Source organism: Streptomyces sp. NPDC048496 (assembly GCF_043200055.1).
GTDB lineage: Bacteria > Actinomycetota > Actinomycetes > Streptomycetales > Streptomycetaceae > Streptomyces.
Genome location: NZ_JBICXB010000032.1, coordinates 1 through 16,922, shown reverse-complemented (window position 1 = coordinate 16,922; position 16,922 = coordinate 1). Strand labels below are relative to the sequence as shown.

Annotated in this window: 10 protein-coding genes; 9 read left to right on the top strand and 1 reads right to left on the bottom strand. The window is 65.6% G+C overall.

Annotated features, from left to right (window positions below):
• Positions 1 to 236 precede the first annotated feature (236 nt).
• Both ACGFSA_RS24725 and ACGFSA_RS24720 read left to right on the top strand, forming a co-directional pair.
• The gene (locus tag ACGFSA_RS24725) at positions 237 to 2,414 is read left to right on the top strand and encodes an MMPL family transporter (RefSeq protein ID WP_393307657.1); all 2,178 of its coding nucleotides are present in this window, start codon (positions 237 to 239) and stop codon (positions 2,412 to 2,414) included.
• A 704-nt stretch (positions 2,415 to 3,118) separates the two neighbouring features.
• The gene (locus ACGFSA_RS24720) at positions 3,119 to 5,269 is read left to right on the top strand and encodes a LuxR C-terminal-related transcriptional regulator (protein ID WP_393307655.1); all 2,151 of its coding nucleotides are present in this window, start codon (positions 3,119 to 3,121) and stop codon (positions 5,267 to 5,269) included.
• Positions 5,270 to 5,469: 200 nt separating this feature from the next.
• Here the strand turns inward: ACGFSA_RS24720 and ACGFSA_RS24715 are convergent, their stop codons facing one another.
• Positions 5,470 to 8,340 (bottom strand): AAA family ATPase, encoded by a 2,871-nt coding sequence (locus ACGFSA_RS24715; RefSeq protein WP_393307653.1) that lies wholly within the window; start codon positions 8,338 to 8,340, stop codon positions 5,470 to 5,472.
• Between the two features lie 694 nt (positions 8,341 to 9,034).
• Between ACGFSA_RS24715 and ACGFSA_RS24710 the strand changes: the two genes are divergently transcribed.
• The 7 genes from ACGFSA_RS24710 (at position 9,035) to ACGFSA_RS24680 (ending at position 16,523) form a co-directional block, all read left to right on the top strand.
• Positions 9,035 to 10,123 carry a polyprenyl synthetase family protein gene (locus ACGFSA_RS24710; protein ID WP_393307651.1) on the top strand — a complete coding sequence of 363 codons (1,089 nt, stop codon included), beginning with the start codon at positions 9,035 to 9,037 and terminating at the stop codon, positions 10,121 to 10,123.
• On the top strand, positions 10,120 to 11,226 hold the full coding sequence (mvk, locus tag ACGFSA_RS24705) for a mevalonate kinase (RefSeq protein WP_393307649.1): 1,107 nt from the start codon (positions 10,120 to 10,122) through the stop codon (positions 11,224 to 11,226). The genes ACGFSA_RS24710 and mvk overlap by 4 nt, the downstream gene beginning before the upstream one ends.
• Positions 11,216 to 12,265: a diphosphomevalonate decarboxylase gene (mvaD, locus tag ACGFSA_RS24700; RefSeq protein WP_393307647.1), complete on the top strand. Its 1,050-nt coding sequence runs from the start codon at positions 11,216 to 11,218 to the stop codon at positions 12,263 to 12,265. The genes mvk and mvaD overlap by 11 nt, the downstream gene beginning before the upstream one ends.
• Positions 12,262 to 13,380, top strand: a complete 1,119-nt coding sequence (locus ACGFSA_RS24695) for a phosphomevalonate kinase (protein ID WP_393307645.1) — start codon at positions 12,262 to 12,264, stop codon at positions 13,378 to 13,380. Before mvaD ends, ACGFSA_RS24695 begins: the two co-directional genes overlap by 4 nt.
• Complete coding sequence (gene fni, locus ACGFSA_RS24690; RefSeq protein ID WP_393307643.1) at positions 13,377 to 14,468, top strand: type 2 isopentenyl-diphosphate Delta-isomerase; 1,092 nt, start codon at positions 13,377 to 13,379, stop codon at positions 14,466 to 14,468. The genes ACGFSA_RS24695 and fni overlap by 4 nt, the downstream gene beginning before the upstream one ends.
• Complete coding sequence (locus ACGFSA_RS24685; protein ID WP_393307641.1) at positions 14,465 to 15,526, top strand: hydroxymethylglutaryl-CoA reductase; 1,062 nt, start codon at positions 14,465 to 14,467, stop codon at positions 15,524 to 15,526. The genes fni and ACGFSA_RS24685 overlap by 4 nt, the downstream gene beginning before the upstream one ends.
• Before the next feature lie 106 nt (positions 15,527 to 15,632).
• On the top strand, positions 15,633 to 16,523 hold the full coding sequence (locus ACGFSA_RS24680) for an aromatic prenyltransferase (RefSeq protein WP_393307639.1): 891 nt from the start codon (positions 15,633 to 15,635) through the stop codon (positions 16,521 to 16,523).
• Positions 16,524 to 16,922 lie beyond the last annotated feature (399 nt).

The following is a 16,922-nucleotide window of genomic DNA, read 5'->3' as shown; positions in this document are numbered from 1 at the left end:
GATGTCCGAAAAGGTCCGTCGTCCGCGAGGTCCACCGCCGCCCACCCCACATCGTCCGAACCACCGGACCCCTCCCGCAGACCACCCGACGGTCCATAGAAGCTTCCGCATGTACCGCGGATGGAGTACACCATCCGCGGTAGCGGCATCGGCATAGTGCCTTCATACGCACGTCGACGCAGGGGAGCCTGATCACGAGTATTGAGCGCAACGCTCAACGACTCGAGGAGAAGAAGATGCCAACCGAGACTCCCCGTAAGGATGGAGCTCTGGCGGGACTGGCCCGGTTCTGTTATCGGCGCCGCCGCCTGGTCCTCTTGACCTGGATCGTCGGCGTGATCGCTGTGGCGTTCGTCGGCTTCCGCTTCGGTGCCGCCTCCGACAACGACTTCACCGGTGGAGACTCCGGGTCCGCCAAGGCGCAGGTTCTGATCGAGAAGCACTTCCCCGAGCAGCAGGGGGACACGCTGACTCTCGCGATCAAGGCAGAGAAGGGGATCGACGACCCCGCCGCCCGGCAAAAGATCGAGAAGGTCGTCGCCGATCTGGCCGCCTCACCCATTACAGGCCCGGTGACCTCGCCGTATCAGGACAAGGCTCTGGTGACGGATGATCGTCGTATCGCCCGTACGACCATCCCGCTGACCGACAAGAACGTGACGAAGACCGAGGTCAAGCCCCTGGTGACCACGGTCAAGGAAGCCTCCGGTGACGGAGTGACGCTGGGCCTCGGCGGCGACAAGGCAGAAAAGGCCGAGACGCCCAAGCAGGGTCCGGCCGAGAGCGTGGGCGTCCTCGCGGCAGCGGTGATCCTGTTCATCGCCTTCGGGTCACTGGTGGCGATGGGCCTGCCGATCGTGACCGCACTGGTGGCGATCCTCGGCGGCATCGCCCTGATCAAGCTCGTGGGGCACCTGGTCCCCTCGCCGGACTTCACTGTGCTCGTCGCCGCGTTGATCGGGCTCGGCGTCGGCATCGACTACGCACTGTTCATCGTGACCCGCTACAAGGAGAGCCTGCAGGACGGCGACGAGCCCGAGATCGCCACGGTCAAGGCCATCACCACCGCAGGTCACGCGGTGCTGTTCGCCGGCACGACCGTCGTGATCGCGCTCCTTGGCCTGGTCGCGATGGGACAGAGGCTGATGACCGGCGTGGCCATCGGCGCGTCGGTGACCGTGCTGGTGACGATGGCCGCCGCGGTGACCCTGCTGCCGGCGTTCCTGGGTTTCACCGGCTACAAAATCAACTCGCTGCGCCTGCCCCGTCGTACGTCCCGCCGGCACAAGCCGGTCAGTACCCCGTCCCGGGAGCGCCGAAGCCCCGCCGAGCGCTGGGCCGGCGTGGTACAGCGCAAGCCGCTCGTCGCCGCGGTGCTGGCCGGCGTGGGCCTGCTGCTGCTGGCCGCGCCCGCGCTGTCGATGCGGCTGAGCCTGCCCGACGCCAGTGTTCAGCCCCACGACAGGAGCAGCTACACCTCATACAAGATCGTGTCCGAGGGCTTCGGACCCGGCTACGGCGCACCCCTGATCTTCGCCACCCAGATCGACTCCAAGGACGCCGATCTGCGTCCCGCCGTCGAAGCGGTCAGGAAGACCGAGGGCATCGCCTACGCCACGCAGCCCCGGGTCAGCAAGGACGGGCAGGCCGCCACCTTCATGGCCTTCCCCAAGACCGGATACCAGGACGAGGCGACCGTGGACCTGGTGCACGAGCTCCGCGACGACGTGCTGCCCAAGGCACCCGGCGGCGGAGAGATCTACGTCGGCGGCCCGAACGCCGGCGCGATCGATTTCGCCCAGGAGACCAGCTCGCGCCTGCCCCTGATGATCGCGGTCGTCATCGTGATGTCCCTGGTGCTGCTGATCGCGCTGGTCCGGTCGGTCACGATCGCGCTGCAGGCCGCCGTGATGAACCTCTTGTCGATCGGCGCCGCCTACGGCGTGCTCGTCGCGGTCGTGCAGTGGGGATGGTTCGGCAAGGCCCTCGGGTTCCCCACCGACATGCCGATCACGACCTGGGTTCCGATGATGATGTTCCCGGTCCTGTTCGGCCTGTCGATGGACTACGAGGTCTTCCTGATCTCGCGGGTCCGTGAGGAGTACGAGCGCACCGGCGACACCCGGATGGCCGTCACTCGCGGCCTTGTACGGACCGCCAAGGTCATCACGGCCGCGGCCGCCATCATGATCGGCGTCTTCACGACCTCCCTGCTCGGCCACGACGTCGCGATCAAGCAGATCGGTCTGGGCATGGCCGTTGCTGTGTTCATCGACGCCACCGTCATCCGGATGATCCTCGTCCCCGCGGTGATGGAACTGTGCGGCAAGGCCAACTGGTGGATGCCCGGACGCCGGACGCCGAAGGTGTCCCCGGCTCCACAGGCCGAGGTCGGGGAAGAGGCCAGAGTCTGACTCTTCCTCGAGTCGGAGTGCGGAGGACCCTCGGGCGCGGTGGGGCTTCGGTGCAATCGCGTGACGCCGTGTTCATGACGTTCTGCCAGGGCGACGGTACGCCCCGAACGTGACGGGCACGGGCTTCCACACGCGACTGCGCCGAAGCCCCGCCTGCCGGGCGGGGTTCCCTGCACTTCTTTGCGAAGCTTCGACGAGACCCCCGATCCAAAGCGGACGGGGGTTTTTGAATTGATGCGAGATGACTTCTATGTGTCTGTTATGACCTGTCGATAAGGTGTCCCACCGCAACACCTCGGTGTGCAGTAGTGAATGGAGCGGGCCATTACGTATGTCATGGTCAGGATCGATCAAATGTAATGCAGGAGACTGTGACAACTGCATCCACATGCCGTGACAAAACTTCTATGGAAACGTTCAAAAATTCAGGCCATGATTTCGCTGCGGTCTGCCCGGGCGTCTGAGCTGGCAATACGTGTGGAAGGGGAGGCTGGGCCGTGCACCATCCATCCTTCGTCTTCTATGCTGAATGAAAAGCTCCGGTTGGGTTGGCTGCAAGGTCGGCTGTGCTTCCGCTGCTGGCAGGTCGACCTTTTCCGCCGGTACTGCCACCAGGAGCAGTCTTGAATGGTAAGTGAATAACGCGATACAAGAATGCACGGATGTGTAGCACGCCGGACGAAGCGCGGGGGAGAGCCGGGGGCATGACAGCAAGACCGACGATAGAGAACCGCAAGCCGGAAACCATATCTGACGTTGTAAATGTCACCGAGCGGCTGGTGCCGGGGTCGCTGGATGAAGATGCGAAAGAACAGGTCTTGCGGGCCGTACTCGGGGCTGACATAGATCGCGAGTTACTTGACTTCGCAGCCGGTGCCGGCGGGAACCCTCGGCTGCTTGCCGAATTTTCGTTCGGGCTTGTGGAAGAAGAACTCGTAAAGGAACACAATGGAACGGTTCAGCTGACCGGACGGCGGATTCCGCGTCGCGTTCTGGCGTTCGTGAAGCACCGGTTGGGCGGTTTGAGTGCGAACTGTCAGCAGTTTCTGAAGGTCGCAGCAGTATTGGGGAGATCCTTCATGCTGGAGGATGTGTCCAGGATGTTGGAACGATCCTCGGCTGCGTTGCTCCCGCCCTTGGATGAGGCAATGGCCTCGGGCTTCGTTGTTGCCGCCGAGCATCGATTCGCGTTCGAGAGCGATTTCCTCTTGCGCGGAGTCATCGAGTCCATCCCCGCTCCCGCACGTGGCGCGTTGCAATCCGAGGCGATGGGTCACTCCGGGAGACGTGCGCAGGCATACGATCAGCAATTCTGGGTGTCCGAGCATCCGATGCGGGTGACCGAGGGTCCGGCCGAACCGTCCCACGGGGCCAAAGAGGAAGCCGGCGGAGTTACTTCCAGGGCCCACCGTCTGATCATGACAGGCGAGGCGGCAGCTGGAATTCATGCCGCGGAGTGTATTCTCGCCAGCCCGAGCAGCTCGGCTTCCGCCCGGCTTGATGCGGAAGCATCTATAATTCTGGGTTACTCCCTGCTTGACAAGGAAAAAGCCGAGAAGCATTCCGAGAAAATTTTGCGGGAACGAAGGAATGTGCAAGTCGATATTGCCGCGTTGATGGCACTGACAACACTCTCCAACGCTCGTTGGTGTCTTGGGGAATTGGCTGAAGGTCTTAGCCTGGGCCGTACTGCGGTCCGATACAGTAATAATGTCGATCCGGTTTGGCGTCTTCATTTCCAGCTAGCTCTGGCTGGGAAGCTCGCAAACCTTCGTGAATTCGACAAGGCTGAATCGCTGATCAATGACGCGGAAGCCGGCCTGTATGGCCTGTCCACGCCGGTCTGGACTGCTGCGCCTGCGGCGCTGCGATCTCGCTTGTTCCTTCAAGCCGGACGGTTCGGTGACGCTCGCCGACAGGCGGAGATGGCGACTGCCGCAGTGGAGCGTGACGCTGTTCCCATGCTCCTGCCTCTTGCTTTCTCCGTGCTCAGCACCGTCTCTCTTTACGTGGGGGACTTGCCCACGGCCGATGAGTACTTGAGGCGGATGCAAAGTGGGCTGGCGAGAGACCGGGCGGTGCTTTACTCCGCACAGTATGCCTGGACGGAAATGCGTATCACTCTCAAGAGAGAAGGGCCCCGGGCGGCTGTCGAGCTTTTGTCCGGAAAGTGCAGCCATCTTCCGACGCAACGGAGTCTGTATATCGAGGATCCGGGGGCCGCTGCATTCCTGGTTCGCCTCGCACTCGATGTGGGTGACACCGACCTCAAGCGCAGTGTTCTCGAAACAGTGAACGGCCTCGCGCAGGATAACCCTGGCATTTCGGTCATCAGTCTTGGCGCCGCGCATGCGAACGCGTTGGCGAACGGTGATCCCGCTGCACTGGCGCACATCATCGCCCTGTCGCCGGATCCTATATCGGTCGCCCTGGCAACAGAGGAACTCGCCAAGCTCTACGCCGAGAGAATTCCGGCAAGGAGTCGGCATACTGCTTCGACGCATCCGGATCCGCCGCTACTGAGTTCTGAAGGAGGCGGCTCACAACAAAATTTCACTTGCTGGTCCGGTCTCTCCGACATGGAGCGACGTATCGCGTATCTGGTGAGTGTGGGGCTGACGAACCGCCAGGTCGCCAATCAAGTTCACCTGTCCGCGCATACCGTGAATTACCACCTCAGGAAGGTCTACAGGAAGTTGGGCATCAACACCCGCATCGAACTGGCGCGCGGAGCGGCAACCTATTCGAGCAGGGCTGCCATCTATTCGGTGAGGGACGAGGGGGAGCGGGGCTCCGGCGAAGCCGGCGCTGAGAATTGCGACGAACGGGCTGGTAGATGGTCTGTCGGACCGTGATGATCCCGATCATGGTCATGATGGAAGGTGCTTGCTGAAGTTTTCGCGGTCGAGCATGTACTGCCCGATCGCGGGCGGCCCCTGAGGGCTGCGGGCGGGCGGAGTGCCCCGGTGGGTGGCACTCCGCTTCGGCGATCCTCGGGTCCTGGTCCTGACCGGCGCTCTGGGCTCTACCCACATGGGCCTCCACCACCGCCGGTTCAGCCCGCCGACTCAGGCTGATACGCAGCGGCCAGAACAGGCGAGGAGGCCTCGTGCGCGATGAAGTGCTTGGTCAGTTCGACGCGACTGTTGATGTCGAGCTTCGAGAACACGCGGCGGAGGTGGCTGTCGACGGTGTGGGGTGACAGGAACAGCATGCTCGCCGCTTCTCTGTTGGTCCTGCCGTCGACGATCGCCCGTACGACGCGGAGCTCCGCACTTGTAAGACTCTGCCAGCCCGTCTTGGGCCGGCCGACCCCCAGGCCACGTACGTTGTGCTCGCCGAGGCGACGCAGCTTCTTCTGCACTCGGGCCGTGTCACGCTGGGCACCGCAGTCCAGATAGAGATCCATGGCGGACTCGAGGAGCCGAACCGTCCGGGCCTTGTTCCGCATGCTCTGTTCCTCCCATGCCGTGTCCTCGAGTGCGCTGCCCGCCGCCAGCGGGCGCGCGGCGAGCCGATAGAGTTCCACGGCGCGGCCCAGAGCAACCGGGTCGTTGCGCAGGACGCCCTCGGCATGTTCGGCGCCACCCTCCAACGACTGCACGGTCGGGTTGCGCTCGGCGATCCGCCGGGCGAACTCGGCCGCCCGTTCAGCCTCCGCGCCAAGTCCTACCTGCCTGGCCAGGCGTACGAGCGTTGCCGCCGCCGTCGGAGCCTCGGTGAAGAGCAGCGGGTCGGGCGTGACCGGCCCTTCGACGTTGATCAGAGTCTGGACCATCATTGCCGGACGGCCACTGGCTGCGTGGAACTGCGCGAGTGTCCAATCCAGGCCGGCCTTGTCGGCAGCCGCGTCACCGGTCACCAGCCGTTCGGCCATTCGCAACTGTTCGCTGGCGCTGGCGAGATCGCCACGATGCATGCTGATTCGGGCCAGAACAATGCGCGCGGGTACGGAGTCCCGTGGTGCCGACCGGTCCGCCAGACGAAGCGCGGCCTCGGCTTCGATACGCGCTTCCTCGAGCCGGCCCACCGCTGCCAGGAGTTGGGCGCGGTGGCCGTACCACAGGGACTCCGGCCAGGTCCCGCCGAGCTTCTCCGCCTCCTGCTTGATGGCGGCGCAGACGGCTGTCGCCTCCTCGAACTGATCGGCTGCGATGAGGGCCCGCACCATCCACGTCCACAGCGGGCGTTCGCACGCGTCACAGTGCGGCGGGGTCGCCACCTGCCGCGGCCCCCGAGCGGCGAATCCCCTGAGGGGCGTATCGGTGCCGTTGCCGGCTCCCGTGTCCCGACCGGGGATGAGCGGTGGCGCGAGGCCGGCCGGTTGCCCAGGCCACGGTGCCGTGACCGCGCTGGGCACGCCACTCACGCGCTTCGCGGTGTCCGCGAGCGCCCTGTTCAGCTTGGCACGATCCAGCTCACAGATGTCCTGCCGCGCCAGCGTCCGCTGAAGAAGCTCGGCCGACATGCCGTGGCAGTCGGCGTCCCGTAATCCTTGCCCCAGCTCGAGCACCAGCTGCGCCTCGGCCGCCGCCTCGATACCGGGGCGCAGGGCGACGTCCGCGAGGCGGCCGGCTTCCACGCCGCGCCCGGCTCCGGCGAGCAGACGCAGAGCACGTGCCAGCGTTTGCGGTGCTTCGTCGAACAGATCTGCCAGAGTCGATATGGCCCGAGCCGCCATACCGTCGCAACCGCATGCGGGCGACTGCGGTGGTGGTGAAGTGGAAGGTGTAACGACGGGTGGGACAGGGCCTGGCCGTCCGGCGTGGGCGCCCGCCGCCACGCTGGTCAGGGATGGGTGCACGCCAGGAGCAGGGGAAGGCCGGCCTCCGGGCCGAGGTTCCCCGCCGTCCGTTCCAGTGCCGATCACGGGCACGGCACCTGACATGGCCGAAGCCACGGCAGCGGGCACGGCCGTGGCGGGCTCCCACCCCCGGAACGCGGCATGCTGAAGCGCTTCCCCGATCACCTCGTGGGGGAACGCCAGCTCCGTGCCGTGCCTTCGCATCAAGCCTGCTTGCACCGCCTCGTCGATGCTGGAGGACAGATCGGGGGCCGACTCGCCGAGCAGGGCTGCCGCCTCCTCGACCGTGAACGTATGACCGATCCTCCTGCCGGACACAAGCAGACGCCGAACCGCGGGCGGCATTTCGTCCAGCAGACGGCCAACGGCAGTGAGGACGCCTGCGGGCAGACGGTCGGCCACCACCGAAGCTGCGCCGTCCACGATGACCATCTGTCCCGCTTGGATGAGCGCGCTGAACAGGGTCTCCACCAACCACGGGTTACCGCCGCAGCGAGCCGCCCAGTTGAGCACGGACGAATCCGGTTTGGCGCCGAGGATGCTCGTACACAACTCGGCCACCGCCTCATTGTCCAGCGCCCCCAGGTGAAGCCGCACCGCAGCGTGATCGATCAGCCAGCCGACTGCGTGCTGGGCGAGCGACCGTGTGGGAACCGGCCGACGTGCGAGCAGCCACAGCACCGGTGATGAGGCGAGCGACTGCACGAGTCCCCGGAGGGCCAGACCACTGACATCGTCGACCCGCTGGGCATCGTCCAGAACGACGACGAGGGGGTGCCTGCGTGCCGCGTTCTCGACTAGTTCACCAATACGATCCATCAACCAGAAAGGGTTTCTGTCAGGGCGAACCAGATCATCGAAATCGACTTCACTCGACATCACGTGCCGCAAGAAGTTGATCAGCAAGTGAATAGGGATCGGCTGATCGGTTTCACTTGCTCGCCCGGCAACCACGGTCAGGCCGCGTTCAGCCCCCTCCAGGGCCGCGGCCTTCAGCAGGTGAGTTTTGCCGATACCGAACGGCCCCTCGACGATGACGCAGCCGCCGGAGCCCTGCGAGGTGGCATCCAAATGACTGCCCAACGCGGACAGTATGTGTTCACGCCCTACCAATGGATTCATGATTTACCCCCGTTCGGCTCCGGAGGATCCTCCAATGCGCGCCACGGGCATGGCAATAGACGGTCAACGAGTACTCATACCGCAGCCGCAGTTGCTGTGACCGGTGGTTCTGCAGGTCATTGAGCTGGTCATGGGTGGGGCATCTCGATTCTTCGGGCGCATCGTGGTGTTCAACTGTCCGGATTGGACAGTTGAACGCTCAGGGCCGGGCTGATCACTGCAAGTGACCCACGCTACTCTCCGTATCCGAGGATTGTCCGGCGCGCGGCGCATTCATCGCTGCGATCTGCTCCCGAACCGGACGGGAGTTCGCCACACGCCAGCCGAACAGCCCGAATGGCTCATTCAGTTGAACGGGATCTGTGACGGTGTGGCGTGAATGCCTGTACCAGTTGGCACTACTCGCCCGAGTAGTGGGCAGGGCGGCACCTCGCGATTACTGTCGTGCCATGCCGATTCGATTTCGAGTGGGGTAGAGATCGTGGATGCGCTGGAACAGAAATCGGCGTCATTTTCCTGGAGATGCTCGACCGCGTTCGTCACGCCGCCGCGCGTATCGGGAAGACGCGGTGGCGGGGGTCGTGCGTTCGGAATGGACCTGAAACGCTCGAAGTGACGTGACCTCAGCGAGTTCATGGGAGTCGGAGATGCATGAGTGTGAGAGTGATCGTCGCCTCGATCGGGAGATGAGCTGATGACCGTCAGCTATCTCGGGGCAGGCGCGGATACGGCTGCTGTCGATGCCGCGATCAGGGACTTCTTCGCCGAGCGTCGAGCCGAAGCCGACGCGCTCGGTCAGGACTTCGCGGCAGCGGTCGCCGAGCTGGAGAGCTACGTTCTGCGCGGGGGCAAGCGCATCCGGCCGGCCTTCGCCTGGTTGGGCTGGATCGGTGCCGGCGGTGACCAGCGCGACCCGGTCGCCACGGCAGTGCTGAGCGCCTGCGCAGGGCTCGAACTGCTGCACGCGTCGGCCCTGATTCACGACGACATCATCGACGCGTCACGGACACGCCGCGGCCATCCCGCCGCGCACGTGACGTTCGCCGAGCGGCACCGGGTGCGGCGCTTCTCCGGTGACGCCGACGCCTTCGGCACGGGTACCGCCATCCTGGTCGGGGACCTGGCCCAGACATGGGCCGACGTCATGGTCCGCGCGTCCGGGTTGCCGGCGGACGCGCAGGCCCGGGTCGGACCGGTGTGGTCCGCGGTGCGCTCGGAGGTCTTGTACGGTCAGTTGCTCGACCTGATCAACCAGGCGAGCGACGACGAGGACATCGATTCGGCGCTGCGCGTCAATCAGTACAAGACGGCCTCGTACACGGTGGAACGCCCGCTGCAGTTCGGTGCCGCGATCGCCGGTGCGGAGCCCGACCTCGTCGCGGCCTATCGAGCGTTCGGCGCCGACATCGGGATCGCGTTCCAGCTCCGCGATGACCTGCTGGGTGTGTTCGGCGACCCGACGGTGACGGGCAAGCCGTCGGGCGACGATCTTCGCGAGGGCAAGCGAACGGTTCTGCTCGCGACGGCGCTCAAGAGCGTGGACGAACGCGATCCGGACGCGGCGAGATTTCTCAGGGCGAAGATCGGCACCGACCTCTCCGATGATGAACTCGCCGCCATACGCGCCATACTCGTCGACATCGGCGCCGTGGAACACATCGAACGGCAGATCGGGCGCCGCACCGACCAGGCCATGGCCGTGCTGGAGGCGAGCAACGCCACCATCCCCGCAAAGGACCAGCTCGGCGCGATGGCGGTCAAGGCGACGCAGCGGGCTCGATGATGGCACCGACGAATGCACGCACTTTCGACGACCGCGGAAGCTCCGCGGGTGATCCGGACACCGAATGCGGCCGGCTCGGTGTCGGACGCGCCCACGGCAAAGCCATTCTGCTCGGGGAGCATGCCGTCGTTTACGGCGCTCCGGCACTGGCTATCCCGGTTCCGCAACTGACGGCCACAGCGAAGGCCACACGACTCCTGGGTCCGGGCGACGGTGCGGACAGGGTCTCCTTCGCGATGACGGGACCGGGGCCCGCGACGGTGGCACCGCTGGCAGCGGACGGCCTGCGGCGCCTGGTGGCGGAGTTCAAGGAAATGACCGGCGTCGTCGGCTGCATATGTGTCGATGTGCTCATCGACTGCACGATCCCGCAAGGCCGTGGGCTTGGCTCCAGTGCCGCGTGCGCCCGGGCGGCAGCTCTGGCCTTCGCGGATCTCTTCGACCGCCGGCTCGACGCCGGGGCGGTGTTCGATCTCGTGCAGGCTTCGGAGAGGGTGGCGCACGGCAGGGCGAGCGGCATCGATGCGCTCGCCACCGGTTCAACGTCTCCCATCCTCTTCCGTTCCGGCACCGCCAGGGAACTGCCCATTCCCATGCCGGGGGACGGTGCTGCACACCCCCCGGAGCGGGCCGACGGCCGCGCCGGTGCAAGCCGGCCTTTCGGCTTCGACGGGCTGTTCATCATCGCGGACAGCGGTGTCAGCGGCAGTACCAAGGACGCGGTGGAGCTGGTGCGGCACACGTTCGAGCGCAACGCGGAAACGCAGGCGGCCTTCGTACGCCGGGTGTCGAGCCTGACCCACGCGGCCGTGCGCGACCTCGCTCGCGGCCAATGGAGCGACTTCGGCGCGCGGTTGACCGAAAACCACAGGCTGCTCCGCGAGATCGGGCTCAGCACGGACCGGATCGATGCGCTGGTCGATGCCGCGCTCGCGGCCGGCAGCCCGGGAGCCAAGATCAGTGGCGGCGGGTTGGGAGGCTGCATGATCGCGCTGGCCGGAGAGCCTTCCCGGGCACAGGCGGTCGTCCGGCGCCTTCACGAAGCCGGCGCCGTCCGGACCTGGGTCGTGCCGACAGGGAGGTTCGCGAGTCATGCCGACTGACCACCAGTGGGGGCCGGCCGGGCCGCACGAGAGGGTCCTCGACCGCGGGGCGACCGCCATCGCCCATCCGAACATCGCGCTGATCAAGTACTGGGGCAAGCGCGACGAGCGACTCATCATCCCGTACGTCGACAGCCTGTCGATGACCTTGGATGTCTTCCCGACGACCACCACCGTCCGACTCAACCCTGCCGCGCGGGCAGACACCGTAACGCTCGATGGCATGCCCGCGACGGGCGAACCGCGGCAGCGCGTCATCGCTTTCCTGGAGCTGGTACGGGAGATGGCCGGGCGTACCGAACCGGCCGCCGTCGACACCCTCAACACCGTCCCCACCGGGGCGGGCCTGGCATCTTCGGCGAGTGGATTCGCCGCCCTGGCCGTCGTCGGCGCCGCCGCATACGGTCTGGATCTCGATCCCACCGCACTGTCGCGCCTGGCCCGGCGTGGGTCCGCATCGGCCTCCCGGTCCATATTCGGCGGCTTCGCGATATGCCATGCGGGCCGGGGCGTCGGCGCGGCCGCGGACCTCGGCTCCTACGCCGAGCCGGTGCCAGTCCCGGAATTCGACCCCGCGCTGGTGATCGCGCTGGTCGATGCCGGACCCAAGGCCGTGTCCAGCCGGGCGGCCATGCGGCGAACCGTCGAGACATCGCCGCTCTACCGGTCCTGGGCGATCTCGAGCAAGGCCGACCTGTCCGACATGCGGGCGGCGCTGCATCGCGGCGATCTCGAAGCGGTAGGGGAGATCGCCGAGCGGAACGCCCTCGGCATGCACGCGACGATGCTGGCCGCGCGGCCGGCGGTGCGCTACATGGCGCCGGCGACTCTGGCCGTGCTCGACAGCGTCCTGCAGCTTCGGGGGGACGGTGTACCGGCCTACGCGACCATGGACGCCGGACCGAACGTCAAGGTGCTTTGCCATCGTGCGGATGCCGCCCGGGTGTCCGAAGCGGTGTGCAGCGCCGCGCCGGGATGCTCGGTGGTCACCGCCCGGCGCGGGCCGGGCGCTCGCCTGCGGATGGGGGCCGAGCAGTGACCGGTCAGGGAACGATCAGCCGGCATGCGCCGGGCAAGCTGTTCATCGTCGGCGAGTACGCGGTCCAGGAGCCGGGTCACCCGGCGATCCTGGTAGCGGTCGACCGGCAGGTCGGCGTCACCGTGTCGGGATCCGACGGCGTCGACGTCGTGATCGATTCCGACCTCTGCCCGGGAGAGGCGCGATTTCAGCGGCGTGTCGGCGGGTTCGCCGGGCTCGGTCCAGACGACGAGCAACAGGCGCTGGGCGGTCTCACCCATGTGGTGTCGGCGATCGAAGTGGTCGACGGGCTGCTGGCCGAGCGCGGGCTGCGCACACCCCCGATGCACATCTCGATCAGGAGTCGCCTGCACCGCAACGGAACCAAGCTCGGCCTGGGGTCGAGCGGCGCGGTGACGGTCGCCGCGGTGGCCGCCGTGGCCGCGTACTGCGGCATGGAGTTGTCGCCCGATGCCCGGTTCCGGCTTGCGATGCTGGCGACGGCGCGGCGCGATACCCGTTCCTCAGGCGGCGATCTCGCCGCGAGTGTCTGGGGCGGTTGGATTGCGTACCAGGCGCCCGATCGGGCCGCCGTGCTCGAAATGGCGCAGCGCCGGGGCATCGAGGAGACGATCCGCGCGCCGTGGCCGGGTTTCGGGCTGCGACGGTTGCCACCACCCCGCGGACTCGCCCTGGAGGTGGGCTGGACGGGACAACCGGCCAGCACCGCCTCGCTGGCGGGGCGCCTCGCATCGCGGGAGTGGCAGGGGAGCACGTCACAACGCAACTTCCTGGCGCGCAGCGATGAGTGCGTGGACGCCTCGATCCGTGCGCTCGAGCGCGGAAACGACCACGAGTTGCTGCAACAGGCCCGAGGCGCCCGGCAGGTGCTTGCCGATCTGGACGACGAGGTTCGGCTGGGCATCTTCACCACCGAGCTGACGGCAATGTGCGACGCCGCCGAGGCCGTCGGCGGTGCGGCCAAACCGTCGGGCGCCGGGGGCGGCGACTGCGGCATCGCGTTGCTGGACGCCACGGCGAAAAGGGAGATCTCACAACTGCGGGAGGGGTGGGCCGCAGCGGGGGTGCTCCCCATGCCGATTCACATCCAGCCGACGACAGGGAGCGCAGAATGATCGCTGATCGCAAGGACGACCATGTCCGGTTCGCCGCCGAGCAGCAACGCCACCTCGGCGGACAGAACCAGTTCGACGATGTGACCTTTGTCCATCACGCCCTGGCCGGCATCGACCGGTCCGATGTCTCGCTGGCCACGCGGTTCGGCGGCATCGAATGGAAGGTTCCGCTGTACATCAACGCGATGACCGGCGGCAGCACCAGGACCGGCGCCATCAACAGGGATCTGGCGATCGCCGCCCGCGAGACCGGCGTCCCCATCGCGACCGGCTCCATGAGCGCGTATTTCGCCGATGACTCCGTGGCCGACACGTTCAGTGTGATGCGTCGCGAGAATCCGGACGGGTTCATCATGGCGAACATCAATGCGAATGCCTCCGTCGAGAAGGCGCGGCGGGCCATCGACCTGTTGAGGGCGGACGCCCTGCAGATCCACCTCAACGTCATCCAGGAAACGGTGATGCCAGAGGGCGACCGGTCGTTCGCCTCCTGGGGACCGCAGATCGAGAAGATCGCGGCCGGAGTCGACGTTCCGGTGATCGTGAAGGAGGTCGGCTTCGGGCTGAGCCGCGAAACCGTATTGACGTTGCAGGAAATAGGAGTGCGCGTGGCCGATGTCGCCGGTCGCGGCGGCACGAACTTCGCGCGCATCGAAAACGACCGGCGCGGTCACGCCGACTACTCCTACCTCGACGGCTGGGGACAATCCGCTCCCGCTTGCCTGCTGGACGTCCAGGATGCCGATATCCCGGTGCTGGCTTCCGGCGGTATCCGCAATCCGCTTGACGCCGCGCGCGGACTGGCGCTGGGCGCTGCCGCCGTAGGAGCGTCCGGAGGGTTTCTCAGGACCCTTCTCGACGGTGGCGTGCCAACGCTGATCTCGCAGATCTCCACGTGGCTCGATCAGCTTGAAGCCCTGATGACCGCGCTGGGCGCGCGGACCCCGTCCGATCTGACCAGGTGCGACGTGCTCGTCCATGGCGACCTGCGCGCGTTCTGCGCCGACCGGGGAATCGAAACGCGCCGACTGGCCACCCGCTCCAGATCCAGCGGCACCACTCACGAGACGGTTGGAGGCATCCGATGAACGACACGCACGCGATCGCCGGCGTTCCCATGAAATGGGTGGGACCCCTGAGGATTTCGGGAAACACGGCGACAACCGAGACGGAGGTTCCGCTCGCCACGTACGAGTCGCCCCTCTGGCCCTCCGTCGGCAGGGGCGCGAAGCTCTCGATGCTGACTGAGCACGGTATCGTCGCCACTCTTGTCGACGAGCGGATGACGCGCTCGGTGTTCGTCAAGGCCAAGGACGCGCAGACCGCATACTTGGCCGCGTTGGAAGTTGATGCGCGGTTCGACGAACTGCGCGACGTTGTGCGCACCTGCGGCAGATTCACCGAATTGATCGGGTTTCGCCACGAGATCGCAGCCAACCTGCTATTTCTCCGGTTCGAGTTCACCACCGGCGACGCCTCAGGGCACAACATGGCGACACTGGCCGCGGATGCGCTCCTGACGCACATCCTGGAGACTATTCCGGGAGTTTCGTACGGCTCGATTTCGGCAAACTACTGCACCGACAAAAAGGCAACCGCGATCAACGGTATCCTCGGGCGCGGTAAGAACGTAGTCACTGAACTGCTGGTACCGCGTGACATCGTCCATGATGTGCTGCACACTTCGGCCGCCGCGATAGCCGAGCTCAATGTGCACAAGAACATGATCGGAACCTTGCTCGCCGGCGGAATTCGCTCGGCGAATGCACATTATGCGAACATGCTGCTCGCATTCTATCTGGCGACGGGTCAGGATGCGGCAAATATCGTTGAAGGGTCACAGGGTGTGACCGTGGCCGAAGACCGGGACGGCGACCTCTATTTTTCCTGCACCCTGCCGAACCTGATCGTGGGAACCGTTGGCAACGGAAAGGGGCTCGAGTTCGTCGAAGAAAACCTGACGCGGCTCGGCTGCCGGGTGGAGCGCGAACCCGGCGAGAACGCGCGCCGGCTCGCAGTCATCGCGGCCGCGACGGTGCTGTGCGGTGAACTCTCACTTCTGGCGGCGCAGACGAATCCGGGCGAGCTCATGCGAGCGCACGTCCAATTGGAGCGCAAGAACGACATCACGAGGATCGGGGGCTAGCGATGCCCGGGGATTCCGCCATCGGCCTCGTCCCTCGTGATCGCTCGCAACTGGTCCTCGTCACGACATCACTGCCTCGCCCGGCGGGCGAATGCTTGGAGGATAAATGTCCGGAACCCCTGAGGTGGCAGAACTTTATTCGGCCATTGAGGAATCAGCTCGGCTGCTGGATGTAGCCTGCTCGCGCGACAAGGTCTGGCCTGTCCTGACCACGTACGGCGACGCCTTCTCGCATGCCGCGACCGTAGTTGCTTTCAGGGTGGCGACCGGCGTGCGCCATGTGGGAGAGCTTGACTGCCGCTTCACAACGCATCCGAATGAGCGGGATCCATACGCCGTCGCTCTGTCGAACGGCCTGACCACGCAGACGGACCATCCCGTCGGCGCCCTGCTCTTCGATCTGCAGGGACGATGCCCCATTGACAGTTACGGTATCGACTTCGGAGTCGTTGGCGGCTTCAAGAAGATCTATGCGTTCTTCACTCCGGATGACCTGCAGGAGCTGTCACGGGTTGCCGACATCCCGTCCATGCCGCGCAGTCTGGCCGAGAACGGCGGTTTTTTCACCCGCCATGGTCTGGACGACAGAGTCGGAGTGATCGGGATCGACTACCCGCACAGAACGGTGAATGTGTACTTCAACGAGGTGCCCGCTGAGTGCTTCGAATCGAAGACCATCCAGTCGATGCTCCGCGAAATCGGACTGCCGGAACCGAGCGAGCAGATGCTGAGGCTCGGTCAGGAAGCCTTCGGACTGTATGTCACCCTGAGCTGGGATTCTTCGAAGATCGAGCGGATCTGCTTTGCCGTGACAACCACGGATCTGACGATGCTTCCCGTTCGAATGGAGCCAGAAATCGAGCAGTTCGTGAAAGGCGTTCCGAATGGTGGCGCCGACAGAAAGTTCGTCTACGGCGTCGCGTCGTCACCCGAAGGGGAGTACTACAAACTCGAGTCACACTATAAATGGACGCCAGGGATGATGGACTTCATTTAGACCGTGAGGCTCTTCCATCCTCGTGTTGCGGGCGTACGCCTTCGACGCCCGGGCCCGCATCGCCTCTGACGGCGTCGGGGCGCGGGCGGCCGGCACCTCGACGGCCTCGGCGACAGACGCCGCCACCGGGACCCGATCCGCACGCGATGTGATGTCAACACCCGTGCCAGGAACCGCAGGGCGGCTGGACGGGTCGATGGCCGAGGGGTGCACAAGCACTCGCAGCTCCTGGTTGATGGTGTTGCTCTTCGTCGACAACTCATCCGCCAGGAGCTTCGCCGTGCCCGAGCCATGGCCAACGCTCAACCTCATGTATTCAGCCGGGAATGCGTTCTGATGCCCCGACAGCGGAAGGGTGCCTCTCACCTGCGATGATCTGGACTGTCTAGATCAAGAACA